The organism is Agromyces sp. NPDC058064, assembly GCF_042885275.1.
GTDB lineage: Bacteria > Actinomycetota > Actinomycetes > Actinomycetales > Microbacteriaceae > Agromyces.
Genome location: NZ_JBHVSE010000004.1, coordinates 275,567 through 301,720 on the forward strand (window position 1 = coordinate 275,567; position 26,154 = coordinate 301,720).

Annotated in this window: 23 protein-coding genes and 1 tRNA gene; 11 read left to right on the forward strand and 13 right to left on the reverse strand. The window is 72.0% G+C overall.

Features of this window, described 5'->3' with window-relative positions; translation table 11 throughout:
* Positions 1 to 125 precede the first annotated feature (125 nt).
* The 4 genes from ACFVSL_RS15215 to ACFVSL_RS15230 all read left to right on the forward strand — a co-directional run bounded on the left by ACFVSL_RS15215 (position 126) and on the right by ACFVSL_RS15230 (position 2,790).
* A complete protein-coding gene (locus tag ACFVSL_RS15215) occupies positions 126 to 593 on the forward strand; it encodes an NfeD family protein (protein WP_386941879.1) in 468 nt (155 codons plus the stop codon).
* On the forward strand, positions 593 to 1,573 hold the full coding sequence (locus tag ACFVSL_RS15220; RefSeq protein ID WP_386941810.1) for an SPFH domain-containing protein: 981 nt from the start codon (positions 593 to 595) through the stop codon (positions 1,571 to 1,573). Before ACFVSL_RS15215 ends, ACFVSL_RS15220 begins: the two co-directional genes overlap by 1 nt.
* Positions 1,570 to 2,337, forward strand: a complete 768-nt coding sequence (locus ACFVSL_RS15225) for a glycerophosphodiester phosphodiesterase family protein (protein ID WP_386941811.1) — start codon at positions 1,570 to 1,572, stop codon at positions 2,335 to 2,337. The genes ACFVSL_RS15220 and ACFVSL_RS15225 overlap by 4 nt, the downstream gene beginning before the upstream one ends.
* 87 nt (positions 2,338 to 2,424) lie before the next feature.
* Positions 2,425 to 2,790: an RNA polymerase-binding protein RbpA gene (locus ACFVSL_RS15230; protein WP_022888234.1), complete on the forward strand. Its 366-nt coding sequence runs from the start codon at positions 2,425 to 2,427 to the stop codon at positions 2,788 to 2,790.
* A gap of 48 nt (positions 2,791 to 2,838) precedes the next feature.
* On the opposite strand, the gene lnt is transcribed toward ACFVSL_RS15230, so the two are convergent.
* The 9 genes from lnt to ACFVSL_RS15275 all read right to left on the reverse strand — a co-directional run bounded on the left by lnt (position 2,839) and on the right by ACFVSL_RS15275 (position 12,779).
* Positions 2,839 to 4,389 (reverse strand): apolipoprotein N-acyltransferase, encoded by a 1,551-nt coding sequence (lnt, locus tag ACFVSL_RS15235; protein ID WP_386941812.1) that lies wholly within the window; start codon positions 4,387 to 4,389, stop codon positions 2,839 to 2,841.
* Positions 4,390 to 4,439: 50 nt separating this feature from the next.
* The gene (locus tag ACFVSL_RS15240; protein ID WP_386941813.1) at positions 4,440 to 6,872 is read right to left on the reverse strand and encodes a DEAD/DEAH box helicase; all 2,433 of its coding nucleotides are present in this window, start codon (positions 6,870 to 6,872) and stop codon (positions 4,440 to 4,442) included.
* Positions 6,873 to 6,884: 12 nt separating this feature from the next.
* On the reverse strand, positions 6,885 to 7,643 hold the full coding sequence (gene tatC / locus ACFVSL_RS15245) for a twin-arginine translocase subunit TatC (RefSeq protein ID WP_386941880.1): 759 nt from the start codon (positions 7,641 to 7,643) through the stop codon (positions 6,885 to 6,887).
* A gap of 50 nt (positions 7,644 to 7,693) precedes the next feature.
* Complete coding sequence (gene tatA / locus ACFVSL_RS15250; protein WP_386941814.1) at positions 7,694 to 7,912, reverse strand: twin-arginine translocase TatA/TatE family subunit; 219 nt, start codon at positions 7,910 to 7,912, stop codon at positions 7,694 to 7,696.
* Positions 7,913 to 8,015: 103 nt separating this feature from the next.
* Positions 8,016 to 9,026: a helix-turn-helix transcriptional regulator gene (locus ACFVSL_RS15255; RefSeq protein ID WP_386941815.1), complete on the reverse strand. Its 1,011-nt coding sequence runs from the start codon at positions 9,024 to 9,026 to the stop codon at positions 8,016 to 8,018.
* On the reverse strand, positions 9,023 to 10,015 hold the full coding sequence (locus ACFVSL_RS15260) for a helix-turn-helix transcriptional regulator (RefSeq protein ID WP_386941816.1): 993 nt from the start codon (positions 10,013 to 10,015) through the stop codon (positions 9,023 to 9,025). Before ACFVSL_RS15260 ends, ACFVSL_RS15255 begins: the two co-directional genes overlap by 4 nt.
* A 76-nt stretch (positions 10,016 to 10,091) precedes the next feature.
* Positions 10,092 to 11,036, reverse strand: a complete 945-nt coding sequence (locus ACFVSL_RS15265; protein ID WP_386941817.1) for an FKBP-type peptidyl-prolyl cis-trans isomerase — start codon at positions 11,034 to 11,036, stop codon at positions 10,092 to 10,094.
* Positions 11,037 to 11,079: 43 nt separating this feature from the next.
* Positions 11,080 to 12,108: a tRNA (adenine-N1)-methyltransferase gene (locus tag ACFVSL_RS15270; RefSeq protein WP_386941818.1), complete on the reverse strand. Its 1,029-nt coding sequence runs from the start codon at positions 12,106 to 12,108 to the stop codon at positions 11,080 to 11,082.
* On the reverse strand, positions 12,105 to 12,779 hold the full coding sequence (locus tag ACFVSL_RS15275) for an HAD family hydrolase (RefSeq protein WP_386941819.1): 675 nt from the start codon (positions 12,777 to 12,779) through the stop codon (positions 12,105 to 12,107). The genes ACFVSL_RS15270 and ACFVSL_RS15275 overlap by 4 nt, the downstream gene beginning before the upstream one ends.
* A gap of 108 nt (positions 12,780 to 12,887) precedes the next feature.
* On the opposite strand from ACFVSL_RS15275, the gene ACFVSL_RS15280 reads away from it, so the two are divergent.
* The gene (locus tag ACFVSL_RS15280; protein WP_386941881.1) at positions 12,888 to 13,763 is read left to right on the forward strand and encodes a proteasome assembly chaperone family protein; all 876 of its coding nucleotides are present in this window, start codon (positions 12,888 to 12,890) and stop codon (positions 13,761 to 13,763) included.
* A 52-nt stretch (positions 13,764 to 13,815) separates the two neighbouring features.
* On the opposite strand, the gene ACFVSL_RS15285 is transcribed toward ACFVSL_RS15280, so the two are convergent.
* Both ACFVSL_RS15285 and ACFVSL_RS15290 read right to left on the reverse strand, forming a co-directional pair.
* Complete coding sequence (locus tag ACFVSL_RS15285; protein WP_386941820.1) at positions 13,816 to 14,634, reverse strand: undecaprenyl-diphosphate phosphatase; 819 nt, start codon at positions 14,632 to 14,634, stop codon at positions 13,816 to 13,818.
* Positions 14,635 to 14,697: 63 nt separating this feature from the next.
* Positions 14,698 to 16,050 carry a M20/M25/M40 family metallo-hydrolase gene (locus tag ACFVSL_RS15290; RefSeq protein ID WP_386941821.1) on the reverse strand — a complete coding sequence of 451 codons (1,353 nt, stop codon included), beginning with the start codon at positions 16,048 to 16,050 and terminating at the stop codon, positions 14,698 to 14,700.
* A gap of 245 nt (positions 16,051 to 16,295) precedes the next feature.
* On the opposite strand from ACFVSL_RS15290, the gene ACFVSL_RS15295 reads away from it, so the two are divergent.
* A tRNA-Leu gene (locus ACFVSL_RS15295) sits at positions 16,296 to 16,379 on the forward strand.
* Positions 16,380 to 16,511: 132 nt separating this feature from the next.
* Here the strand turns inward: ACFVSL_RS15295 and ACFVSL_RS15300 are convergent.
* Positions 16,512 to 17,222, reverse strand: coding sequence for an SOS response-associated peptidase (locus ACFVSL_RS15300; RefSeq protein ID WP_386941822.1), 711 nt, complete (start codon positions 17,220 to 17,222; stop codon positions 16,512 to 16,514).
* Positions 17,223 to 17,317: 95 nt separating this feature from the next.
* On the opposite strand from ACFVSL_RS15300, the gene ACFVSL_RS15305 reads away from it, so the two are divergent.
* The 5 genes from ACFVSL_RS15305 to ACFVSL_RS15325 all read left to right on the forward strand — a co-directional run bounded on the left by ACFVSL_RS15305 (position 17,318) and on the right by ACFVSL_RS15325 (position 25,288).
* Positions 17,318 to 18,064 (forward strand): hypothetical protein, encoded by a 747-nt coding sequence (locus tag ACFVSL_RS15305; RefSeq protein WP_386941823.1) that lies wholly within the window; start codon positions 17,318 to 17,320, stop codon positions 18,062 to 18,064.
* Positions 18,061 to 19,605: a DNA polymerase Y family protein gene (locus tag ACFVSL_RS15310; RefSeq protein ID WP_386941824.1), complete on the forward strand. Its 1,545-nt coding sequence runs from the start codon at positions 18,061 to 18,063 to the stop codon at positions 19,603 to 19,605. Before ACFVSL_RS15305 ends, ACFVSL_RS15310 begins: the two co-directional genes overlap by 4 nt.
* Positions 19,605 to 23,051, forward strand: a complete 3,447-nt coding sequence (locus tag ACFVSL_RS15315) for an error-prone DNA polymerase (RefSeq protein ID WP_386941825.1) — start codon at positions 19,605 to 19,607, stop codon at positions 23,049 to 23,051. Before ACFVSL_RS15310 ends, ACFVSL_RS15315 begins: the two co-directional genes overlap by 1 nt.
* Before the next feature lie 33 nt (positions 23,052 to 23,084).
* Positions 23,085 to 24,302 (forward strand): MFS transporter, encoded by a 1,218-nt coding sequence (locus tag ACFVSL_RS15320; protein WP_386941826.1) that lies wholly within the window; start codon positions 23,085 to 23,087, stop codon positions 24,300 to 24,302.
* Between the two features lie 116 nt (positions 24,303 to 24,418).
* Entirely contained in the window at positions 24,419 to 25,288 is an 870-nt protein-coding gene (locus ACFVSL_RS15325; protein WP_386941827.1) for a DUF3097 domain-containing protein, read from the forward strand.
* 21 nt (positions 25,289 to 25,309) lie between these two features.
* Here ACFVSL_RS15325 and ACFVSL_RS15330 read toward each other — a convergent pair whose 3' ends face one another.
* Positions 25,310 to 26,152 (reverse strand): SDR family oxidoreductase, encoded by an 843-nt coding sequence (locus tag ACFVSL_RS15330; protein ID WP_386941828.1) that lies wholly within the window; start codon positions 26,150 to 26,152, stop codon positions 25,310 to 25,312.
* Positions 26,153 to 26,154 lie beyond the last annotated feature (2 nt).

Sequence of the window (26,154 nt, forward strand, 5' to 3'; positions counted from 1 at the left end):
AGTTCAGAGCGGGCCGGCGCACGAGCGTCGGCGCGGCGAACCGAGACTATCAACTCCCCCATGCCCACCCCGGCACTGATAGTTTCGAATCAGCCGGCCGCGTGCGAAGGAGACCCGATTTGGATGTGCTGACCCAGTACGCGTGGATCGCATGGCTCGTGCTGATTCTCGCGTTCGCGACGATCGAGGTGTTCACGCTCGAGATGACCTTCCTGATGCTCGCGCTCGGCAGCGTGGCCGGGCTCCTGTCGGGTCTCTTCGGCATCCCGTGGTGGGCGCAGTTCGTCATCGCCGCCGTGGTCTCGGTCGCCCTGATCCTCGTCCTGCGACCGCCGTTGCTCCGCGCGCTCCGGCGCGGCTCCGACCCCGCGCGCAGCAACATCGATGCGCTCATCGGGGCCGAGGGCACCGTCGTGCACACCGTGGGCTCAGCGGGCGGCCAGGTCAGGCTGCAGAACGGCGAGACCTGGACGGCCCGGTTGTCGCCGGCGACCGAGCAGGCGGATGTCGCGGTCGGCGGGCGCGTGCTCGTCACGGGCATCGATGGCGCGACGGCCGTCGTCGTGCCGGTAGAGAGGGGAACAGCCGAGTAATGGACGTGTCCGGCATCATCGTGTCGATCGTCGTCGCCGCGATCGTCATCTTCGTGATCGTCGTCATCGCACGATCGGTCCGCATCATCCCGCAGGCCTACGCGGGCGTCGTCGAGCGGCTCGGTCGCTATCACAAGACGCTCACGCCCGGCCTCAACATCCTCGTGCCGTTCATCGACCGGCTCCGCCCGCTCGTCGACATGCGCGAGCAGGTCGTCTCGTTCCCGCCGCAGCCGGTCATCACGGAGGACAACCTCGTCGTCTCGATCGACACGGTCGTGTACTTCCAGGTGACCGACGCCCGGGCGGCGACCTACGAGATCGCGAACTACCTCGGCGCCGTCGAGCAGCTCACGACCACGACGCTCCGCAACGTGGTCGGCGGCCTGAACCTCGAAGAGGCGCTCACGTCCCGCGACAACATCAACGGCCAGCTGCGCATCGTGCTCGACGAGGCCACTGGCAAGTGGGGCATCCGCGTCTCCCGCGTCGAGCTGAAGGCCATCGACCCGCCCGTCTCCATCCAGGACTCGATGGAGAAGCAGATGCGCGCCGAGCGCGATCGTCGTGCGCTCATCCTCACCGCCGAGGGCACGAAGCAGTCGGCGATCCTCACCGCCGAGGGCGAGCGGCAGGCCGCCATCCTCCAGGCCGAGGGCGACGCGAAGGCGGCCGTGCTGCGTGCGCAGGGAGAGGCCGAGGCGATCCTCACCGTCTTCGACGCCATCCACAAGGGCGACCCCGACCCGAAGCTGCTCGGGTACCAGTACCTGCAGATGCTCCCGCAGCTGGCGCAGGGCGACGCGAACAAGCTCTGGGTCATCCCGAGCGAGCTGACCGAGGCGCTCAAAGGCATCGGCCGGGCCTTCACTCCCCCGGCCGCCGGCGCCGCGCCCGCGGCGGGTCCCGGCACGGCGCCGTCCGCACCGGCCGCGCCGCCCGTGACGCCGCCGCCCGGCACGTACCCGCCCCAGGCGTGAGCGACCGAGTGGCCTCGACCTACTTCGAGCCCGCAGGGCCCCGAGTGCTGGCGCACCGGGGCCTTGCGCTCGACGCACCCGAGAACACCCTCCTCGCGTTCGCGAAGGCGATCGCGGTCGGTGCCGACTACCTCGAGACCGACGTGCACGCGAGTCACGACGGCATCGCCGTGGTCTCGCACGACCCCTCGCTCGACCGGGTCGCCGGGCGCAAGGTCGACGTCGGGCAGCTGACCATGCACGAGCTCGGGCGCATCGACCTCGGGCACGGTCAGAACTTCTCCTCGCTCGAAGCGGCGCTCGACGCGTTCCCCGACGCTCGCTTCAACATCGACGTGAAGGAGTCGGCGGCGGTCGAGCCGACCATCGCGGCGATCGCGCGCACGCGATCGGCGGGACGAGTGCTCCTGACCAGCTTCTCCGAGCGTCGGCGGCGGCGACTCGCCGAGCTCGCGCCGGGTGCCGTCACCTCCGTCGGCGGTGCGGGCGTCCTTCGCTTCCGGAACGCCGCCTTCCTCCGCTCCCCCGCCTCGGCGACCCGCGCACTCCGCGGCGGCCTCGCGCTGCAGATCCCCGAACGGACCGGCCCCCTGCGGCTCGTCACGCGTCCGCTCATCGACCTCGCTCACCGCGTCGGCGCGGAGGTGCACGTCTGGACGGTGAACGATCCCGCCGACATGACGAGGCTCCTCGATCTCGGCGTCGACGGGCTCGTGACCGATCGCGCCGACCTCGCGATGGAGATCGTCTCCGCCCGAAGCTGAGAATTCCCCGCAAAACTTCAGCCCGCGGAAAGGGAACGCCCAGCTTGATCGTTGACAATGTCAGACGATCGAGTAGAGGAGCACACCATGGCGGACCGGAGCCTTCGAGGCATGCGAATCGGCGCACAGAGCCTGCAGAGCGAAGACGGCGTGGTGTTCGCCGACCGTGCGGAGCACACGTATCGATGCGAGGCCTGCGGCCACGAGACGGTGATGACCTTCTCGGCCGACGCCGAGCTCCCCGAGACCTGGGAGTGCCGTCAGTGCGGTGCCGCGGCGACCCTCCTCGTCGACTCGAAGCCCGTCGAGATCGACCGCTCGGGCGAGAAGGTCGCCCGCACCCACTGGGACATGCTGCTTGAGCGCCGCACCCGCGCCGAGCTCGAGGAGCTCCTCGAGGAGCGGCTCACCTACCTGCGCGCCCGTCGCGGCCAGCAGAAGATCGGCGCCTGAGCCGAGGGTCTGAACCGAGGACCCGGTCGCGCCCGTCCGCGACGAGCGTCAGTCGCGCTTCGACCGGCGCGGTGCGTTCCGCGTCGCGAGCACGCCCGCCGCGATGAGGCCCGCGAGCGACGCCAGCACGATCGTGATCGGCACCCATCCCGCGAGTGCCACCGACGGAGTGATGCCCTCGCGCAGCTCGACGTCCGTCACCATGGCGCCGGGCTCGTCGGCGGGTAGCGCGTCGATCGTGCGACCCGAGGGGTCGATCACCTGACTGGTGCCGACCGTCGAGATGTTCACCACCGAGCGGCCCGTCTCGATCGCGCGAAGCCGCGCGATCGCCAACTGCTGCTGGTTCTCGTCCGTTCCGCGGAAGTCGGCGTTGTTCGTCTGGAACAGGTACACCTCCGCCCCGTCGCGGGCGCCCTCCCAGATGACCTCGTCGTAGATCACGTCGAAGCAGATCGCGAGGCCCGCGACCGCGGGGCCGAGGTCGAACACGGGCGGATTCACGCCGGGCGAGTAACCGCGCTGCACCAGCCCGGTGAGGTCGGGCACGATCGCGTCGTAGAACCAGCGGTCGGGGATGTACTCGCCGAAGGGCACCGGATGCCGCTTGTCGTAGCTGTCGACGGCTCCCTCCCCCGCGCTCCAGAGCAGCGAGGTGTTGAAGTACTCCTCGCCGCGCACCGTGACGGTGTTGAGCACGACCGGGGCGTCGAGTGCGGTGCCGAGCGAGTCGAACACCTCGGCTGCGGCCGCGCTGCGGGTCGGATCGATGTCGGAACCGCCCTCGGGCCAGAGGAGGACGTCGATGCCCTCCTCGTCGAGGATCGGCTCGGTCGCCTCGAGCTGGGCGGCGAGCACGTCGCCCTGGGTCCGCACGTCGAAGTAGCCGGAGGGCCCGTTGCCCTGCACGCTCGCGACCCTGAGTTCGCCGACCGCAGTCGTCGGCCACGCCGGGAGCACGACGGCGACGACGAGCAGCGCGGCGACCGGGATCGCCGTGCGCAGGTCGCGCCACCCGCGCATCCGCACCCACTCGATGAGGCTGGCGACGATCGCGACCATCACGAAGCCGAGACCGGTCGAGCCGACCCAGGAGACGAGTTCGGCGAAGGGGCTCTCGGCCTGGCTGAGTGCGGCACGGCCCCACGGGAAGCCGCCGTAGGGCAGGGTGCCGTTCGCCGTCTCGCGGACGATCCAGAGGCCGGCGACGAGCAGGGGCAGCACGAGCAGCCGGACCCAGCGCGAACCGCTCGCCCGCGGCACCCACCGGTACGCGAGGGTGATCAGGACCGCTCCGCCCGCGACGAAGAGCGACTCGAGCAACGAGAGCGCGAGCCACGGGATCGGCCCGAGGTAGAGCGACGTCCACGACACCTGCTGCAGGTAGAACGCGAGCCCGAACACGAATCCGACGAGTGCCGCGCCCCAGGCGCGTCGGCCGATGAGGCTGAGGAGCGCGAGCGCGATGCCGACGAAGGCGAGCGGCCACATGCCGAGCCCGGGGAACCCCATGTCGTAGACGGAGCCGCCCACCGCGGCGGCGAGCACGGCGGCCCAGAGCGGCAGGGGCAGGAATCGACGTGTGGGGCTCTCGGGCACCAGATCAGCCTAAGCGACGCACCCCGGTGCCATGCGCCCGAGCGGCGGCGTCAGGCGACCGAGCCGTACGCGACGACGCCGCGGCGGACGGCATCGATGGCCGCGCGCGCCGTGGCGCCGAGTTCGGCGTCGGCGACGATCGAGATCTGATCGAGGAGGTCGACGACCTGCTTCGTCAGCCGGACGAAGTCGCCCGCCGCGAGCTCGGTGTCCTCCAGGACTCCGCCGAGGTCGCCGCCGCGTGCCCAGGAGTACATCGCCGAGGCGAGCGCGGGAGACGGCTGGTCGCTGCCCGGCAGTCGGTGGTCGCGTTCCAGGTCGTCGAGCTCGCTCCAGACGTCGAGCGTGCGATCGAAGGCCTCGCGGAACCCGCCGCGCGGCAGCCGGAAGTCGACGTTGCGGTCGTCGCGCCGCGGCTCGTAGACGAGCGACGCCGCCATCGCGGCGATGCCCGCGACGTCCAGGCCGTTCCACAGGCCCTGGCGGAGGCACTCGGCGACGAGCAGATCACGTTCGCCGTAGATGCGCTTGAGCGTCCGACCCGCCGGGGTCGAGACGACCTCGCCGCGCGAATCGCGCTCGAGATAGCCGAGTCGGGTCAGCACCTCGGCGACCTTGTCGAAGCGCTTCGCGACCTGCCCGGTCCGTGTCCGGATCTGCCGGAGCAGGTCGTCGTGCTCCTGCTTCAGCCGCCACCAGCGTTCGGCCCAGCGCGCATGCTGCTCGCGCTCCGCGCAGCCGTGGCACGGGTGGGCGCGGAGCGCCTTGCGGGCCGCGACGAGCTCGCGCTGCAGGCGTTCGCGCTGCGCGTGCGACGGGTTGCCCTTCGAGCTCTGCCGCTCGAGCCGGCCGATCTCCCGGCGCAGGCTCGCGTACTCGGCGAAGTCGCCGAGGTGGCAGCGCATCGCCTCCTCGAACCCGGCCATCGACTCCTCCTGCTTGCGCAGGGTGCGGGCGAGGTCGACGACGGCGCGGTCGGCCTGGAACTGCGCGAAGGAGAGCTCGAGGATCTGGCGTGTTCGGTCGCGGCCGAACTGGTCGATGAGGTTCACCGCCATGTTGTACGTCGGACGGAAGCTCGAGTTCATCGGGTAGCTGCGCCGCGAGGCGAGGGCCGCGACCGACTCGGGGTCGAGCCCGTCGACCCACTGGATGACCGAGTGACCCTCGATGTCGATGCCGCGCCGGCCCGCGCGGCCGGTCAGCTGGGTGTACTCCCCCGGCGTGATCGGCACCCGCGCCTCGCCGTTGAACTTCTCGAGCTTCTCGAGCACGACGGAACGGGCGGGCATGTTGACCCCGAGGGCGAGGGTCTCCGTCGCGAAGACGACCTTCACGAGCTTCTGCTGGAAGAGGTCCTCGACGATCTCCTTGAACGCGGGCAGCATGCCGGCGTGATGGGCGGCCACGCCGCGCTCGAGCCCCTCGAGCCACTCCCAGTAGCCGAGCACGGCGAGGTCCTCGTCGCGCAGCATCCTCGCGCGCTCTTCGACCATCGCGCGGATCTCGCTGCGCTCGTGCGCCTCGGTCAGCCGGATGCCCGATCGGAGCACCTGGCGCACCGCCTGGTCGCACCCCGCTCGCGAGAAGATGAACACGATCGCGGGCAGCAGGTTCTTGCTCTGCAGGAGCGCCACGACCTCGGGGCGGTCGAGTCGCCCCGAACCGGGCCCGCCCTGGTGGAACCGGCCGCGATCGCCGCCGCGCCGGCCGCGCTGCGACCGTTGCGCGATCGAACGCCCGCCGCTCATGCGCGCCAGCTGCTTGAGCTCGGGGTTCACGCGATGCGTCGCGGCCTGCCCCGAGGAGTCGAAGAGGTCGACGAGCTTCTGCTTCACGAGCACGTGCTGCTCGAGCGGCACCGGCCGGTCCTCGGAGACGATGACGTCGGTGTCGCCGCGCACGGCCTGCAGCCAGTCGCCGAACTCCTCGGCATTCGACACCGTCGCGCTCAGCGAGACCAGCCGCACGGCCTCGGGGAGGTGGATGATGACCTCCTCCCACACCGCCCCGCGGAAGCGGTCGGCGAGGTAGTGCACCTCGTCCATGACGACGTAGGCGAGCCGGTCGAGCAGGGCCGATTCGGCGTAGAGCATGTTGCGCAGCACCTCGGTCGTCATGACGACGATGCGGGCGCCCGAGTTGACGTTGGTGTCGCCGGTGAGCAGGCCGACGTTCTCGGCGCCCCAGGCGTCGACGAACTCCTGGTACTTCTGGTTCGAGAGCGCCTTGATCGGCGTCGTGTAGAAGACCTTCGCGCCGGGCTCCTGCATGGCGAGGTAGACCGCGAACTCGGCGACGACGGTCTTGCCCGCCCCGGTCGGTGCCGCCACGAGCACGCTGCGGCCCTCGTCGAGCGCCGCACAGGCGGCGCGCTGGAACGGGTCGAGGTCGAAGCGCACCGAGGCGGCGAATTCGGCGAGCCGAGGCTGCCTGCGCTGTTGGCGGGACAGCGCATAGCGCTCGGCCGGCGAGAGGCTCATCACCCCTCCAGCCTAGACAGGCTCGCCGAACTCCAGGCGGTTGCGGCGATCGACACGGCGATCATGCAGGCTCGCGATGAACCACGCCGCGAAGTACAGCCCGATCATCGGGATGGCGAGCATGAACATCGACACGACGTCGGCCGAGGGGGTCGCGATCGCCGTGAACAGCACGATCACGAGGATCGCGACGCGCCACGACTTGATGATCGAGGCTGCGCTGATCACCCCGGCGAAGTTCAGCAGCACGATGAACACCGGCACGACGAACGCGATGCCGATCGCGACCACGAGCTTCAGCACGAAGTCGATGTACTCCTTCGCGGTGAGCAGCGACATCGCCCCCTCGGGCACGAAGCTCGTCATGAGCTTGACGATGTTCGGCAGCACGAACCAGCCTGCCGCGCAGCCCGCGAAGAAGAGCGGGATCGCCGTCATGAAGAAGGCGAGCGTGAAGCTGCGCTCCTTCTTGTTCAGGCCGGGCACCAGGAACGCGAAGATCTGGTAGAGCCAGACCGGACTCGAGATCACGAGGCCGAGTGTCAGCGCGATCTGCAGGCGCAGATCGAACGCACTCGAGATCGTCGGGAAGACGATCGCCGTCTCGGCGTCCTGCCCGCGCGCCTCGGCGACACGGACGACCGGCTCCTGGATGGCGTCCCAGACGTAGAGGTCGGTCAGCACCCAGCCGGCCACCATGCCGACGACGATCGCGATCGCAGAGATGAACAGTCGCTTGCGCAGCTCGATGAGATGCGCGCCGAGCGACATCCGCTTCTCGCGGTTCTTCTCTCCGCGATCCTTCACCGCGGTCATCGAGGTCAGGCGCTCTTGCCGGAACCCGGCTCTTCGGACTTCGTCTGCTCGTCAGCGGCGGCGGCAGCGTCGCCGTCGCCCTTGTCGGAGCGCACTTCGGTCTTCAGGATCTTCATCGACTGCCCGAGGCTGCGGGCGAGTGCCGGAAGCTTGGGGGCGCCGAACAGCAGCAGAATGACCACGAGGATGATCAGCGCGTGCCAACCGGTGAAGCCTTGCCACATAGGTATTCGTCCGTTTCTCGGGGGATGTTGGCGACAGTCTACCTGTCGGAGGTTTCCGTGCGTCCAATCCTGTGGACGGATGCCCGCGCGCCGCGTCGTGCACTCAACTCGGAGGGCGGTCGGACCCGTCGGATTCGCCAGCGTCCGAGTAGCCCGCGAGCCCTGCATCGGCCCAGCCGGCGACGGCCGCCCGCGCCTCGGGAGGCCCGACCACCGTCACGAGACCGGGCAGGCCCGCCACGAGCCGCTTGAGGCCGTGCACGTGGGCGAGTCGCAGTGTGACGCGGAGGCGCCCGTCGACCTCGGCGGTCGTGGAGTCCGCGAGGTAATCGGCCAGGAGCGGCAGGGCCTCGGGCGCGACGTCCACGACGACGTCGAAGTCGGACTCGGAGGTCTGGAACAGGGTGTCCGGGACCTCGCGCTCGGGGTGCTCGTCGATCGGCACGTCCGACACGACGAGCTCGCTCATGCGGTCGACGCGGAAGTTGCGGACGTCTTCGCGGGTGTGGCAGTACGCCTGCAGGTACCAGTCGGCGTCCTGCGAGAGGATGCGGAGCGGGTCGACGCGACGGCGCCCGGCGACGCCGAGCGCGTTGCGGTAGTCGAACTCGAGCTGGCGGCCGCCTGCGACCGCCTCGCGGATGCGCGCGAGCGAGGCGTCGGCCTCGGACTCCGCGACGGCGAGCCGGCTCGGCACCGCCGACGCCCCGGCGGTCAGCTTCTGCATGAGCGCCGCGAGCGACGCGCTTCCGGCGTTCTCGGGAAGCGCGGAGAGGTACTGGAGGCCGGCGATCAGCGCGGACGCCTCGCGCGCGGAGAGCCGCGGCGCGTCGTCGATCGCGACGTGATGCACGATGACGATGACGTCGTCCTCCTCGAAGGAGTCCCAGTCGATGTCGAAGAGATCGTTCGGCTGGTACGTGCCGGTCGCGCCGGGAAGGCCCGACGTCGCGATGAGTCGCACCGCGTCGCGGATCTCCTCAGCGCCGATGCCGAAGTGCGCGGCCGCCTCGTCGACGTCGACGACCTGCTGCTCGAGCAGGTACGGCACGAACGAGAGCAGGAAGACGAGCTTGTCGGGCGCCTTCAGCGGGCGAGCGCGCTTCGCACTCATCGGATGTCTCCTTCGCGATGGGCCTCGGCGACCGCCCTGAGCCGCTCCCGGACGGCGTCGCGGAGCGACTTCGGCGAGAGCACCCTGACCTCGGGGCCGTAGGCCGCGAGCTCGTCGGCGAAGATCGCCGCATCGGTGTAGTGCAGGCGGATGACCCCGGCGTCCTCGTCGCGGAGCGCCGCGCGCTTGCCGAGGCGCACCTCGGCGTCGCTGCCCGCGGTGACCGCGAGATCGGCCGCGTTCGCGAGCCGGAGCGCGCTGAGGTCGGCGATCACCTGGTCCTGGATGCCGGGCGGCGGCGCCTCGAAGCTCGAGCCGGGCACGGTCGTCACCTCGCCGACGATGCGCGAGAGGAGGAAGGTGCGGGGCTCCTGCGCGTCGAGGTCGAAGGCGTGCAGATGCCAGCGGCCCTCGTGCAGCACGACCGCGAGCGGGTTGGCCGTGCGCTGGCGCGGGGCCTGCTCCCCCGGCTTGAAGTAGCGGAACCGCACCGCCTGGCGGCGATCGAGCGCCTGCCGGAGCGGTTCGAACGCCGCGTCGCGGACTCGGAGCCGCGGCGCATAGCCGATGACCGGTTCGTGCGGCTCGATGCCGAGCGAGCGCAGCTTCGTGAGGGCGCGCTGCGAATCGGCCGACAGGGATGCCTCGCGCCAGACCTCGGCGGCGAGGCCGAGGAGCGCGAGCTCGTCGGGGGTGAACCGCACCTCTTCGGGCAGCTCGTACTGCCCCTTCGGGATGCGGTAGCGCAGCGCCTGGTTGTCGCCGGGCCGGTCGGGCGACTCGACGGTCTCGAGCGGGATGCCGAGCTCGCGGATGTCGTCCTTGTCGCGCTCGAACTGCCGCTCGAGGTTGGCGTTCGCGCCCGAGGCGTCGAAGCGCTCGGCGTAGCCGCGCACCGTCGAGAGGATCTCGGACTTGAGGAGCCCCGTCTCGGTCGCGAGCAGCGCCAGCACCAGACTGAACAGGCGGTCCTCGACCGGTACCTTCACTTCGCTCCTGCGCTCTCCCCCGGCCACAGGAGCGATCATACTGAACCGCTCGCGCAGCCCGGACGCGCAGGCGCGATCAGAGCACGCCCAGGATGTCGACGACGAAGAAGAGCGTCGATCCGGCGGGGATCTTCGCGTTCGCCTGGTCGCCGTAGCCGTCTTCGGGCGAGACGATGACGCCGACCTGCGAGCCGACGGTCTGGCCGATGATCGCCTTCGAGAAGCCCGGGATCACCTGCGCTCCCTCGCCCTCGGCGACGGTGAAGGTCACGGGGCTGCCGTTCTCCCAGCTGGAGTCGAAGACGCTGTTGTCGTCCCAGAGGACGCCCGTGTACTGCACGACGACCGTGTCGCCCGACTCGACGACCTCGCCGTCGCCCTGCTTGAGCACCTCGACCTCGGTCTGCTCGGGCGGGTCGTTCTTCGGCACGGTGATGCCGGGACGCCCGTCGGGCGCGAGCACGACCGCGGGGAAGCCGTCGCGCGTGAGCCGCACGGCGCCGTCGGCGCGCGACGGGAAGGCCTGCTTCACGTCGATCACCATGACGAGGCTGTCGCCGGGGGCGATGCCGATCGACTCGTTGCCATTCGGCCCGAAGCCGTCCTTCTCGGGGATGACGACCGCGACGCGCGAGCCCTCGCGGGCGCAGGTGAGGCCGTGCTTGAGGCCGGGAAGCGTCGTGTCGGAGACCGTCAGCGGCACCGGGTCCTCGTCGCCGAAGCCCGTGACCTGCAGCTCGTCGCCGGTGGCGCCGTTGTAGACGGCCAGCCCGACGAGGCTCATCTGCCCCTCGGTGAGCAGCGGCCCCTCGCCCTCGATGATCTCGGTGCACTCGGTGTCGCTCGGGGTGAGCGGCGTCGGGAAGTCGACCTTCGGCGCCGAGCCGAACTCACCGGTCGCCTCGACGAGCTCGGACGAGCCGCCCGTGGTGGCCTCGGGCGCGGGCGCCGGGGCGGTGCAGCCGGAGAGGGCGACGGCGACGAGGCCGGCCGTGGCGATGAGCGCGAATGACGAGCGCACTGATCCTCGATTCTTCGATGGGTCGCGGAGGGGCGTTGAAAGCCTACCCGTCCGAGTCGGACGGTTCGGCGCCGGCGACGTCGTCGGCGCCTGCGGCACTGGACTTCCGCGCAGCGGCGCCGGCGGCGCGCACGCGCTTGCGGAGGCTCTTGTCGCTGACCTGCCGTTCGCCGAGGGCCCCGGGCGTCCACGCCTCGACGTCCTCGTCGCTGAACTCGGTCTTGGACGGGCGGCGCTTGAGCTCGGGAAGCACCGTGTCGGGCGCGAGACGGCGGGCCGTGATGAGGAACCCGGTGTGGGCGATCATGCGGTGATCGGGTCGCACGGCGAGGCCCTGCACGTGCCAGCCGCGCACCATCGTCTCGGAGGACTGGGGCTCGGTGTACTCGCCCGTCGCACGGATCGCCTCGGCCACGCGCGAGAGCTGCGTGGCGGTCGCGATGTAGCAGAGCAGCACGCCGCCGGGCTTGAGCGCCGCCGACACGGCGTCGAGGCACTCCCACGGGGCGAGCATGTCGAGCACGACCCGGTCGACCGAGCCGTCCTCGACCGTCTCGGGCAGCACCTCGGCGAGGTCGCCGAGGCCGATCGACCAGTTCTCGGGCACCGCGCCGTGGAAGGTCGCGACGTTGCCGCGGGCGACCTCGGCGAAGTCGCCGCGCCGCTCGAAGGAGTGGAGTCGCCCGGTCGCGCCGATCGCCCGCAGCAGCCAGAGCGAGAGCGCCCCCGAGCCGACGCCGGCCTCGACGACCGTCGCGCCCGGGAAGATGTCGGCCTGGGCGAGGATCTGCGCGGCGTCCTTCGGGTAGACGATCGCCGCACCGCGCGGCATCGACATCACGAAGTCGCTGAGCAGCGGACGCAGGGCGAGGTACTCGATGCCGACCTGGTTCGCGACGACCGATCCGTCGGGCAGGCCGATGAGGTCGTCGTGCGCGACGAGGCCCTTGTGCGAGTGGAACATCTGCCCCGGCTCGAGGGTGATGGTGTGCATGCGCCCCTTGGGGCCGGTGAGCTGCACTCGGTCGCCGACGCGGAACGGCCCGCTCTGCTCGCCACGGCTCGCGTTCATCGTGCGACCTCCTCTGCGGTGAGGAGCGCGGCGACGTCGGCGATGGACGCCCCCTCGAGCGTCGGCCAGATGACCGTCGAGGGCACGTCGTCGAGCTCGAGGATGTTGGGCACGCCGACGGCGATCGCGCCGGCGCTGAAGGCCGAGGTGAGCCCCGCGGGCGAGTCCTCGAAGGCGACGCACTCGGCGATGTCGACGCCGAGCATCTCGGCGGCCTGGAGGTACGGCTGCGGGTGCGGCTTCGGATGCTGGACGGAGTCGCCCGTGACGATCACGTCGAACGCGGTGAACGGGATGGCCGAGATGATCTCGTCGGCCATCGAGCGCAGCGACATCGTCACGAGCGCCGTCGGCACGGATGCCTCGCGCAGGGCCTCGAGCAGTTCGCGGGCCCCGGGGCGCCACGGCACGCCGTGCTCGACGAGCATCTCGCTGACCCGGGCGGTGAGGCGATTCACGATCGTGTCGGCGTCGAGGTCGACGCCCTTCGCCTGGAAGACCCGGGCCGACTCCCAGAGGCCGCTGCCGACGAGCGCCAGCGCCTCCTCGTGGCTCCAGCTGCCGCCGAAGGCCTCGACGAGCTCCTCCTCGGCGGCCATCCAGTAGCGTTCGGTGTCGACGAGGGTTCCGTCCATGTCCCAGAGGGCGGCGGCAGGCAGGCGTGTGGTCACAACCCCCAAGTCTACGGGCACGCCCTATTGTGGAGAGGACCCCGGGCGTCCGGGGCGGGAAGCGGGGCACCAGCAGTGAATCAGCCGGCCGGGTTCGAAGCTCGAAGGCTGCTCGTCGTGGCCTTCGAGGGCTGGAACGACGCCGGTGAGGCGGCGACCGGAGCGGCGAAGCTCCTGAGCGAACGCCTCGGCCTCGTCGAGATCGCCGCGGTCGACCCCGAGATCTACTTCGACTACCAGTTCACGCGCCCCACGATCGTCACCGGCGACGACGGCGCGCGCCGGCTCGAGTGGCCGGGCGCCGCGATCCTCGGCCCGAGCGGCCGGGTCGATCTCGACGACCCCGTGACCGGCCCCGGGGCATCCGGCCTGCACGTGCTCATCGGCGCGGAGCCCGCGCGCAGCTGGAAGGGATTCGCCGCCGAGCTCGTCGACGCGGCGCTCGCCGCCGACGTCGACGGCGTCGTGCTGCTCGGCGCCATGCTCGCCGACGCCCCGCACACCCGGCCCCTGACGGTCTTCGCCTCGAGCGAGAACCCCGAGGTGCGCGGTGCGCTCGGGGTCGAGCGCTCGACGTACGAGGGGCCCGTCGGCATCCTCAGCGTCATCGCCGACCAGGCCGAGCGGGCAGGCATCCCGACCGTGTCGCTCTGGGCGTCCGTCCCGCACTACGTGCACAACGCGCCGTCGCCGAAGGCCGTGCTCGCCCTCCTCGGCAAGCTCGAGGAGCTCACCGGGCTCTCCATCCCGCGCGGCAGCCTCGAGGTCGACGCGCAGGCGTGGGAGGCCGGCGTCGACGCGCTCGCCGCCGAGGACGAGGAGATGGCGGGCTACATCGCGCAGCTCGAGCAGGCGCGCGACGCGGTCGACGCCCCCGAAGCCAGCGGCGAGGCGATCGCGCAGGAGTTCGAACGCTACCTCCGCCGCCGCGGCGACGGCCCCGAGGGGCGCGCCGACGGGCGGGGCGGCCCGGTCGCGCCCTGACGCGCGCGCGACGCACGCGCGCCGCGATGCGGCCCTGCGGTCGCGGCGGCGATCAGGCCTGGATGACGCCCGTGCCGAGCATCACGAACAGCGCGCCGCCGAGCACGATGCGGTAGATCACGAACGGCAGGAAGCTGTGCTTCGAGATCCAGCTCATGAAGAACGCGATCACGAGGATGCCGACGACGAACGCGACGAGGGTCGCCGCAGCGGTCTCGATCGGGCCGTAGACCGTGGGCTCGTCGAGGCTCTTCACGAGCTGGAAGAACCCGCTGCCGAAGACCGCGGGGATCGCGAGCAGGAACGCGTATCGCGCGGCCGCGGCGCGCTCGTAGCCGAGCAGGAGCCCCATCGTGATCGTGCCGCCCGAGCGGGAGACGCCGGGGATGAGCGAGAGCGACTGCGCGAAGCCGTACAGCACGCCGTGCGGGTACGTGAGCTGGTCGAGTTTGCGGCGCTTCGCCCCGGCCCAGTCGGCGAGGCCGAGGATGATGCCGAAGACGACGAGCATCGTCGCGGTGATCCAGAGCGAGCGCAGCGTCGACTCGATCGCGTCCTGGAAGAGGAGGCCGAAGACCACGATCGGGATCGAGCCGATGATGATGAGCCAGCCCATGCGCGCATCGGGGTCGTTGCGGGGCACACGGCCGGTGAACGAGCCGAACCAGTGCGAGATGATCCGCACGATGTCGCGCCAGAAGAAGACGACGACCGCGGTCTCGGTGCCGAGCTGCGTGATCGCGGTGAAGGCGGCCCCCGGATCCTGCGCCCCGGGCAGGAACTCCCCCAGGATGCGCAGGTGGGCGCTCGAGGAGATCGGGAGGAACTCGGTGAGGCCCTGGACGAGCCCGAGGATGAGCGCTTCGATCACGTGGTGCTGTCGCCTTCCGTCTCCGCGCGCGGCGGATCTCCGCTTCGACCGTCGAGCGGCCGGTCAGTACTCGAGGAGCAGGTCGCGGAGGACCTGCCTCCCGAAGACTAGTGCGTCGAGCGGCACCCGCTCGTCAACGCCGTGGAACATCGCAGGGAAGTCCAAGCCTTCGGGCAGGCGGAGCGGCGCGAAGCCGTAGCCGGCGATGTCGAGCCGGCTGAGCGCCTTGTTGTCGGTGCCTCCCGACAGCAGGTAGGGGAAGACCGGCGCCCCCGGGTCGTGCGCCCCGAGTGAGCGCTTCACCGCGTCGACGAGGCTGCCGGAGGTCGGGCTCTCGAGCCCCACGTCGCGATGCAGGATCTCGATCTCGATGTCGTCGCCGACGAGCGCCTGCACCTCGGCGAGTACCGCCTCCTCCTCGCCCGGGAGCGTGCGGATGTCGATGAGCGCCTCGGCGCGGTCGGGGATGACGTTGTGCTTGTAGCCGGCCTCGAGCAGCGTCGGGTTGGAGGTGGTGCGCAGCGTCGCCGTGATGAATCCCGACGCCGAGCCCGTCGCGAGCGCGAGCTCGTCGGGCGAGACCTGTTCGGGGTCGACGCCGAGCACGCCCGCGATCTCGCCGAGGAGCTCCCGCGTCGTGTCGGTGAGCCGGATCGGCCAGTCGGTCCGGCCGAGCACGGCGACCGCCTCGGCGAGGCGCGTGATCGCGTTGTCGCGGATGCGGCGCGAGCCGTGGGCCGCGACGCCTCGGGCGACGAGCTTGATCCAGAGCAGCGACTTCTCCCCCGTCTGCAGCAGGTACGCGCGGCGCCCGCCGACCGTGATCGAGTAGCCGCCGACCTCGCTGATGGCCTCGGTCGCCCCGGCGAAGAGCTCGGGGTGGTGGTCGACGAGCCAGCTCGAGCCGGCTCCGCCGCCCGCCTCCTCGTCGGCGAAGAAGGCGAACACGAGCTCGCGCTCGGGCAGTCGCCCCGAACCGAGGATGTCGCCGAGCGCGGCGAGCATCATCGCGTCCATGTCCTTCATGTCGACGGCGCCGCGGCCCCAGAGCAGCCCGTCGCGGATCTCGCCCGCGAAGGGGTCGACGCTCCAGTTGCGCGCGTCGGCGGGCACGACGTCGAGGTGGCCGTGCACGACGAGCGCCGGCTTCTCGGGGTTGCGGCCCGGCACGCGTGCGACGACGCTCGTGCGCCGGGGTTCGGGCTCGAACAGCTGCGGCGTCAGCCCGAGGGCGGCGAGCCTGGCCTCGACGTACTCGGCGGCCTCGCGTTCGCCGTTCGCGCGGCCCGAACCGTAGTTCGAGGTGTCGAAGCGGATGAGGTCGCGGGCGATCACGGCCGTCTCGTCGAGCACCGGCGGCGTCGCCGCCGCGTCGGTCGCTGCGTTCGTCTCTGGGGTCGCGGATGCCTCGGCCATGCGTCAACGGTACTGGGTGCTCCTCCGTCGTGGCTCGCGGGCGACCCGCGGCGACCCTGCCGGTCCCGCCCGACCGGCGATCCGGGCCTCCGCGACAGTCGCCGGGGGCACCGGAAACCTGTTTTCTCCGGCGCGATCCGGGGTTTCACCGTTGACGGGCACCGCAGCACGCCGTTTGGTCAAACACCCCCTCGGAACCGTGCTAATCTCTTCTACGGCCGCTGAGAGATCAGCGGAAGACACAAGCGCGGGTGGCGGAAATGGCAGACGCGCTAGCTTGAGGTGCTAGTGCCCTAACGGGCGTGGGGGTTCAAGTCCCCCCTCGCGCACGCTTGTGTCGAGAAGGCCGGATCAGATGCTGATCCGGCCTTCTCGCGTTTCAGGGGTGCGTCCTCCGGGCTCCGCCCGTGGTTTCAGGGGTGCGTCCTCCGGGCTCCGCCCCGCCCTCTCGCGGGCGACGGTCAGAGCTCCTCGCTCGGCTCGACCGGCACGATGAGCTCGGGGCCGTTGTCGCCGAGCGGGGCGACCTCGTGGAACCGCAGCTCGGGCACCATCGGCCGCGAGGCGGCGACGGCCTGGTCGACGAGCGACTGGTCGCCCTTCGTCTCGGGGTCGAGCCAGGTCGACCAGAACTCGGGCGGCAGCATGACCGGGATGCGGTCGTGGATGTCGGCGAGCCCGCCCGTCGCGTCGGCGGTCATGATCGTCGCGGTGAGCACCCAGCGGTCGGGGTCGTCGTCGGCCTTCGAGCGGTCGCGCCACCACGAGTAGAGCCCCGCGAAGGCGATGGGCCCCTCCTCTGCGTGGATGAAGTACGGCGTCTTGCGCTTGCCGACGGTGTGCCACTCGTAGTAGCCGTCGGCGGGGATGAGCGCACGCTTGCCCTGCAGCGAGGCCCGGAACGCCGAGGAGGTCGCGACCCCCTCGGATCGCGCGTTGAAGGTGGGGTACTTCAGCTTCAGCTCTTTCGAGAACGAGGGCACGAGCGACCAGCGGGCCGACTCGAGGCGCCGCACCACCGGCCCCTCCTTGTTCGACTCGATGACGACGGGGATCTGCTCGGTCGGCCGCACGTTCCAGCTCGGCTCGGGCAGCCCCTCGCCGACCGTGTCGACGTCGAAGAGCTCGACCAGGTCGGGGGCGGTATCGGAGATGACGAAGCGTCCGCACATGGGGTCAGGCTACCCCGCCCCGCCGACATCCGAACCGGGTGGACGGACGGTGCATCCGACTTGCCACCTTCGAACATTTGTTCGAAACTGAAGTGGTGACACCGGCTGCTCCGCTCCCCTCCTCGACCGCTCGCCTCGAGCGCGTCGACGAGCTGCAGGCGCGCATCCACGGCATGCAGTCGACCCGGCTCGAGACCCGTGCGGTGCCCACCCACCCGGCCTTCGCGGGGCTCCTGCCGGGCGGCAGCCTCCGTGAGGGCACCGTCGTCGAGGCGCAGGGGTCGACGACCCTCGTGATGGCCCTGCTCGCGGCGCCCTCGGCGAGCGGGCGCTGGGTGGCCGTCGTCGGCATGCCCGAGTTCGGCGTCGAGGCGGCCGACCGGTTCGGCATCGAGCTCGACCGGCTCGTGCTCGTACCCGAGCCCGGCCGGCAGTGGCTCGCGGTGGTGGCGGCCCTGGCCGACGTCATCCCCGTCGTCGCCGTCCGGCCGGCCGAGCGGGTCAGCCCCGCCGAGGCGTCGCGCCTCTCGGCCCGCCTGCGCGAGCGCGGGGCCACGCTCATCGCCGCAGGCGCCTGGCCCGGCGCCGATGCGAGTCTCGGCGTCGAGGCGAGCGAGTGGCACGGCCTCGAACTGGGGCACGGCCTGCTCGACGAGCGCGAGGTCGTCGTGAGCGCGGCCGGCCGGGGCGGGTTCGCGAAGCGGCGACGCTCGAGGCTTCGCCTGCCCGACCGGGCGCTCGGGTTCGCGGTGGCCGCCGACGCGGCGGCCGATGCCGGCCCGGGCGTCGTGGGCCCGAGGCTCGCCCCCGTGCTCCACCCCGACTTCCGGAGGCCGGCATGACCGCCGTCTCCCCTGCCCGGGCGATCGTGCTCTGGTGCCCCGACTGGCCGGTCTTCGCGGCCGCCCGCGAGGCGGGGCTCGACCCCGGGGCGCCGCTCGCGCTGACCGAGGGCGGTGCGGTGCACTCGTGCTCGTCGGCCGCACGTCGCGACGGGGTCGTGCGGGGGCTGCGGCTGCGCGAGGCGCAGTACCGCTCCCCCGCGATCACGGTGCTGCCCTACGACCCGGTGCTCGACGTGCGCGCCTTCGAGCCGGTGGTGCGGCAGGTCGAGCAGACCGTGCCCGGGGTGCAGATCGTGCGGCCGGGCACGCTCGCGATGCGGGCGCGCGGGCCGGCGAGGTACTACGGCAGTGAGGATGCCGCGGCGCAGGCGCTCCTCGAGACCGTCGAGCGCCTCGGGGTCGAGGGCGCCAGGGTCGGCATCGCCGACGGTCCCTTCGCCGCCGAGCAGGCGGCACGGGCCGTGCGCTCCTCACCCGTGGGCATCGTGGCGGCGGGCGGCTCGGCCGCGTTCCTCGCACCTCTGCCCGTGGGCCTCGTCGTCGACGAACGCACCCGCACGCTGCTCAACCGGCTCGGCGTGCGCACCCTCGGCGAGTTCGCGGCGCTGCCGCAGGCCGACGTGCGCCGGCGTTTCGGCGCGGCCGGGGCGTTCGGCCATGATCGGGCCGCCGGGCGCGAGGCGACCGGGGTCGCGGCGCGAACCCCGCCGCCCGAGTTCGAGACGACGGCCGAGTTCGAGCCGCCGCTCGACCGCATCGACCAGCTCGCCTTCGCGTTCCGCGTGCCGGCCGAGCAGTTCGTCGACCGCATGCGGGCGGCACGGCTCGTGTGCACGGCGATCAGGGTCGAGCTCGACGACGAGCGCGGCGGGCACTCCGCCCGCAGCTGGCTGCACCCGCGCTGGTTCACCCCCGCCGACGTGGTCGACCGGGTGCGCTGGCAGCTGCAGGGCGCCGGTACCGCCGACACCGGGCTCGCCTCGCCGATCACGAAGCTGCGGGTGATCCCCGAGCGGGTCGACGGCACCGCGAACCACGAGACGGGGCTCTGGGGCCAGGGCCCCGACGAGCGCGTGCACCACGCGCTGACCCGGGTGCAGAGCATGCTCGGGCACGAGGGGGTGGTGACGGCGGCGGTCGGCGGCGGCCGGATGCTCGCCGACCGCCAGGTGCTCGTGCCGTGGGGCGATCGCCCGCCCGAGCGCCGTGAGGCGCCGTGGCCCGGCAGCCTGCCCGCACTCGCACCGGCGAGCGTGTTCCGCGAGCGGCATCCGGTCGCCCTGCTCGACGCGGCGGGCGCCCCCGTCGCGATCGACGACCGCGGTGCGATCTCGGCACCGCCCGAGCGCTTCGCGGTCGGCCGCGGCGCCCCAGCGCAGGTGCGGGCGTGGGCCGGGCCGTGGCCCGTCGTCGAACGCTGGTGGGACGCCGAGCGCGCCCGTCGCGTCCACCGCTTCCAGCTCGTCGACCACGACGGCTGCGCATGGCTGCTCGTGCGCGACGACGAGGGCTGGTGGGCCGAGGCGAGGTACGACTGATGGGCTGGAACAACCCCGAGATCCCCTGGTCCGAGCTCGAGCGCACGCTCTCCGACCGGCGCCGCCCGAACCCGGGCGCGTCGAAGCTCATCGCCGACGGCGGCGACGGCCCGGCGTTCAGCCGCAAGCGCCAGCCGTACCGACCGAGCGAGGGACTCACGGCACCCGTCGGGCCCGTGGTGCCCTACGCCGAGCTGCACGCGCACTCCAACTACAGCTTCCTCGACGGCGCCTCGGCGCCCGAGCAGCTCGTCGAGGAGGCGCATCGCCTCGGGCTTTCGGGCATGGCGATCACCGATCACGACGGCTTCTACGGCATCGTGCGCTTCGCCGAGGCCGCCGAGAGCTTCCCCGAGCTCGCCACCGTCTTCGGCGCCGAGCTCTCGCTCGGGCTCAGCGCCCCGCAGATGGGTGCGGCCGACCCCGAGGGCGAGCACCTGCTCGTGCTCGCCCGGCGAGAGGAGGGCTACCACCGGCTCGCCTCGGCGATCACCGCCGGGCAGCTCGCGGGCGGCGAGAAGGGCCGTCCCGTCTACGGGCTCGAGGCGCTCGCCGAGCACGCGGGCGGCGAATGGGTCATCCCCACCGGCTGCCGCAAGGGCGCGGTGCGCCGCGCCCTCGCCGACGGCGGCGCCGACGCGGCGTGGCGCGAGCTCGACCGCCTGGTCGCGCTCTTCGGGCGCGAGCAGGTGGTGGTCGAGCTCTTCGATCACGGGTCTCCGGCCGACCAGCGCGCGAACGACGTGCTCGCGGGCCTCGCCGAACGGGCTGGCCTGCCCCTCCTCGCGACGAACGCCGTGCACTACGCGACCCCGCCCGAGCACCGACTCGCGAACGCCCTCGCCGCGGTGCGCGCCCGGCGCAGCCTCGACGAGCTCGACGGCTGGCTGCCGGCCTCCGACGGCATGCACCTGCGCAGCGGCGCCGAGATGGCGGCCCGCTTCGCCCGCTACCCCGGCGCGGTCGAGCACTCGGTGGTGCTCGCCGAGGAGCTCGGCTTCACGCTGCGCAGCGCCCGCCCGCGGCTGCCCCGGCAAGAGGTGCCCGAGGGGCACACCCCGATGAGCTGGCTGCGCGAGCTCGTCGGGCGGGGCGCCGCCGAGCTCTACCCCGGGGTGCCCGAGCACGTGCACGCGCGGCTCGAGCACGAGCTCGCGGTGATCGAGCAGAAGGACTTCCCCGGCTACTTCCTGATCGTGCACGACCTCGTGAGCGAGGCACGGCGACGGGGCATCCTCTGCCAGGGGCGCGGCTCGGCCGCGAACTCGGCCGTCTGCTACGCGCTGCGCATCACCGCCGTCGACTCGATCAAGTTCGGCCTGCCCTTCGAGCGCTTCCTCTCGGCGCTGCGCGACGAGGAGCCCGACATCGACGTCGACTTCGACTCCGACCGCCGCGAGGAGATCATCCAGTACGTCTACGCGAAGTACGGCAGGCAGAACGCCGCGCAGGTGGCGAACGTGATCAGCTACCGGCCGAAGGTCGCGGTGCGCGACATGGCGAAGGCGCTCGGCTACGGCACCGGCCAGCAGGACGCGTGGTCGCGCCAGGTCGAGCGCTGGGGCGCCGTCGTCGAGACCGACGACCACGACATCCCCGCGCCCGTGATCGCGCTCGCCGAGCAGGTGCTCGGCTTCCCGCGGCACCTCGGCATCCACTCGGGCGGCATGGTGCTCACCGACCGGCCGGTGGGCGAGGTCTGCCCCATCGAGCACGCCCGCATGCCGAACCGCACGGTCCTCCAATGGGACAAAGACGACTGCGCCTGGATGGGGCTCGTGAAGTTCGACCTGCTCGGGCTCGGCATGCTCGCCGCACTGCAATACACCTTCGACCTCGTGCGCGAGCACACGGGCGAGGTGTGGGAGCTGCAGTCGATTCCCAAAGAAGAGGCCGCCGTATACGACATGCTCTGCCGTGCCGACTCGATCGGCGTGTTCCAGGTCGAGAGCCGGGCGCAGATGGGCACGCTCCCCCGGCTGAAGCCGCGCCGCTACTACGACCTCGTCGTCGAGATCGCGCTCATCAGGCCCGGCCCGGTGCAGGGCGGCGCGGTGCACCCGTACATCCGCCGCCGCACCGGCGAAGAGGCCGTCAGCTACCTGCATCCGAATCTGAAGCCGGTTCTCGAACGCACCCTCGGCGTGCCGCTCTTCCAGGAGCAGCTCATGCAGATGGCGGTCGCGGTCGGCGGGTGCACCGCGGCCGACGCCGACCTGCTGCGCCGGGCGATGGGTTCGAAGCGCGGGGTCGAGAAGATCTCGAAGCTGCGCGCGAAGCTCTTCGAGGGCATGGCGGCCAACGGGCTCTCGGACGACGACGCGATGGCGATCTACGAGAAGATCGAGGCCTTCGCGAACTTCGGCTTCGCCGAGAGCCACGCCCTCGCCTTCGCGCTGCTCGTCTACACGAGCTCGTGGCTGAAGCTCCACTACCCCGCCGCGTTCCTCGCCGCACTGCTGCGCGCGCAGCCGATGGGGTTCTACTCGCCGCAGACCCTCACCGCCGACGCACGGCGCCACGGGGTGCGGGTGCTCCGCCCCGACGTGCTGCGCTCGGGTGCGCACGCCGGGCTCGAGGTGCTCGGTGCCGACGGCGGCGCGGATGCCGCGTGGTCGCCCGACGACCGTCGCCGCGAGCCGAGCGGCCTCTGCGCGTGCACCGACGCCGAGCAGCCGCCGATCGGCGACTTCGACCGCTCGGCGCCCGACCGCTCGGCCGAGCACCGGCGCGATGCCGCCTTCGCCGTGCGGCTCGGCCTCGCCGACGTGCAGGCGATCGGCGAGCAGGTGGCGCAGCGCATCGTCGACGAGCGCGAGGCCGACGGGCCCTACCGCGACATGGCGGATGTCTCGCGGCGGGCCGGGCTCGACACCGAGCAGCTCGAGGCGCTCGCCGCGGCCGGCGCCTTCGACGGCTTCGGGCTCGCCCGACGCGAGGCGCTCTGGCTCGCGGGCGAGGCGGCGCAGGATCGCGCGGAGTTCCTGCCGGGCTCGGTCGTCGTGGTGCAGCCGCCGCTCCTGCCGATGCTCTCGCCCGCCGAGCAGGTCGTCTACGACCTCTGGTCGACCGGCATCTCCCCCGACGACCATCCGATCCGGCACATCCGCGAGCGACTCGACGAGCGCGGGGCGATCCGCATCGATCGTCTTCGCGACGTCGAGTCGGGTCGGAGGGTCGAGGTCGGCGGGGTCGTGACGCATCGGCAGCGCCCCGCGACCGCCTCGGGCATCACCTTCCTCAACCTCGAAGACGAGTCGGGCACCCTCAACGTGATCGCCGGGGTCGGCGTCTGGAACCGGTACCGGCGCATCGCCCGCGAGGCGCCCGCGATGGTGGTGCGCGGCATCCTCGAGCGGTCGAAGGAGGGGGTGACGAACCTCGTCGTCGACCGCTTCGAGTCGCTCACCGTCGCGGCGCCCGCGCGATCGCGCGACTTCCGGTGAGCGTCGCCGAGCCGACCGGCATACCCTGACATCGTGGAGGGCCGCGATCCGCAGTCGTCGGACCCGGGGCGGCGGGCCACTCGCCGATCGTCCGCCCCGCGGCTGTTCACGCGCGCATTCCTCGCACTCGGGATCGCGGAGCTCTGCTACTTCACCGCCGCGGGCGTCGCCATCTTCGCCCTTCCGCTGTACGTGACCGGTCCGATCGGCGGTGATGAGGCGTGGGCCGGCTCGGCATTCGGTGTGTTCGCACTGTCAGCACTCGTGCTCCGCCCGCTCGCGGGTCGCCTCGCCGACACGATCGGCCGATTCCCGCTCCTCCTCGGCGGCGCAGTGATCGCCGCCGCGAGCCTGGGCCTCCTCGCCCTGGCCGACGACCTCGCCTCCGTGATCGCGCTGCGGCTGTTCGCGGGCGTCGGGGAGGCCGCGTTCTTCGTCGCGGGGTTCGCCGCCCTCGCGGATCTCGCCCCTGAGGACCGTCTCGGCGAGGCCCTGTCGTACAACTCGCTCGGACTCTACCTCGGCATCGCGCTCGGCCCTCCGATCGGTGAAGCTCTCGTCGGCGGCGGTGGGTATCCGCTCGCCTGGGCGGGTGCCGCGGCGCTCGCCGTGCTGTCGGCCGGACTCACGTTCCTCGTCGGCGAGACGCGGGCGACGACCCCGGCCGCCCCGGCGGATCACCGATTCATCCACCGGCCGGCACTGCCGATCACGCTCGGCTTCATCACCTCGCTCGTGGCGATGGGCGGCTTCCTCGCCTTCGCCTCACTCCACTCGATGCGGGTCGGTCTGGAGAACGCGAGCCTCGCGCTGTTCGTGTACGGGGGTGTCGTCGTCGTCTGCCGCATCGCCTTCGCCAAGGTGCCCGATCGGCTGCCGCCGCTCGCCCTCGGCGCGGCGGCGCTCGTGACGATCGGCGTCGGCCTCGGGATCGCCGCGACGTGGTGGTCACCCACCGGGCTCGTCATCGGTGCGGGAGTCACCGCGGTCGGCGTGGCCTTCAGCACCCCCGCGTTCTTCGCCGCGATCTTCGCGACGGCCTCGCCGTCGCAGCGCGGCGTGGCCTCGGGTACCGCGAGCGCGGCGATCGATCTCGGGCTGGGAATCGGGCCGATCGTGCTCGGCATGGTCGCCGACGCCGCGGGGATCCCGTGGGCGTTCGGGGTCGGAGCGGCGATCGCCGGCTCGGGTGCGCTCTGGACGCTCGCCCTCCGGCACCGTGCGGGGGCCGCGAGGCGAGGCGAGGACTGAGACGATCACCCCTCGAGCGGTGCCGACACGTCGCCGACCGCGATCTCCCCGGACGACGCCGTCGCCGCTCGCCGTGTCGCTGCCACCCGCTCGATGGCCTCCGATAGCCTCGACCGGTGCCCGCAACGCCTCCCTTCGACCACGACCCGACCGACCGCTACGGCGCCGACGTGCTCTCGGGCGACTGGCGCGCCCGCGGCCGCACGGTGATCCCCACGGTCGAGGCCGAGCCCGAGCTCGTCGTCGAACTCGCCGAGTCGGGCTTCTGCGGCGCCGTGGTCGGCGTGGCGAAGGGCACCGTCACGCTCGAGGATCGCTTCGGCAAGCACCGGATGTTCCCGCTCGGCCACGGCTTCCTCGTCGACGGCCGTGCCGTGCAGCTCGTCGCGCCCAAGCCGAAGGCGCCGACGGGACGGCTGCGCACCGCCTCGGGCTCGTTCGTCGCCGAGGCCGCTCCCGCGCGGGTCGCGCTGCCCAGCCGCATCTTCGTCGAGGGTCGCCACGACGCCGAGCTCGTCGAGAAGATCTGGGGTGCCGACCTCCGCGTCGAGGGCGTCGTCGTCGAGTACCTCGAGGGCGTCGACGTGCTGCCCGAGACGCTGGCCGAGTTCCGTCCGGGGGCCGGGCGCCGGGTCGGCGTGCTCGTCGACCACCTCGTGCCCGGCTCGAAGGAGCAGCGCATCGCCGACGCCGTGGCGCGCGGCCCGCACGGCGCGCACGTGCTCGTGGTGGGGCATCCGTACATCGACGTCTGGCAGGCCGTGAAGCCCGCCCGCATCGGCAAGGCCGAGTGGCCGACGATTCCCCGCGGCACCGAATGGAAGCACGGCATCTGCGAGGCCTTCGGATGGCCGCACGAGGACCAGGCCGACATCGCGCGGGCCTGGCAGCGCATCCTCGGGCAGGTGCGCGGCTACGGCGATCTCGAGCCGGCCCTGCTCGGACGAGTCGAGGAGCTCATCGACTTCGTCACGACGCCCGCCTGAGCCGCGACGCGGGCCCGCGGCTCAGACCGAGAAGCCGCCGTCGCTGTGCATGAGCTGGCCGGTCACCCAGCGCGCCTCCTCGGAGACGAGGAAGCGCACCAGCCTGGCCGCGTCCTCGGGCGTGCCGAGCCGCCCCGTGGGCTGCTGGGCGGTGAGCGCGTCGCGGGTCGCGTCGTCCATCCAGCCGGTGTCGACCGGGCCCGGGTTCACGAGGTTCGCCGTGATGCCGAGCGGTGCGAGCTCGCGGGCCGCGGCGATCACGATCCGGTCGAGCGCCCCCTTCGAGGCGCCGTAGGGCACGTTGCCGACCACGTGATCGCTCGTGAGGGCGACGATGCGCCCGCCGACGCCGAGTCCTCCATCGACGCCGCGGCCGCCGACCGCGCCGCCGGTGCCGTCGGTGTCGCCGGTGCCGTTGGTGCCGTCGGTGTCGCCGTCAGCACCTTCGAACTGGGCGGCGAACGCCTGCACGAGCAGCAGCGCGGCGCGCGCGTTCACCGCGACGTGGCGGTCGAAGCTCTCGACCGAGGTGTCGAGGATGCCCGAGTCGACGCTCTGCGCATGCGAGAGCACGAGCGCACGCACAGGACCGAGCTCGGCCGCGCGCACGAGGAGTCGGGCGGGCACCTCGGGGTCGGCGAGGTCGGCGTCGAGTGCGACCGCACGGGCGCTGAGCGACCGCAGTTCGTCCTCGAGCGCGGCGGGGTCGCGATCGGGGTCGCCGCCGAGGGGCATCCGGCGGTCGTAGTCGCCGAGGTGGCTGAACGCGATGTCCCAGCCGTCGGCGGCGAGTCCGCTCGCGATCGCCCAGGCGATCGTGTTGCGGCGGCCTGCGCCGGTGATGAGGGCGACGGGGCGGGTCATGG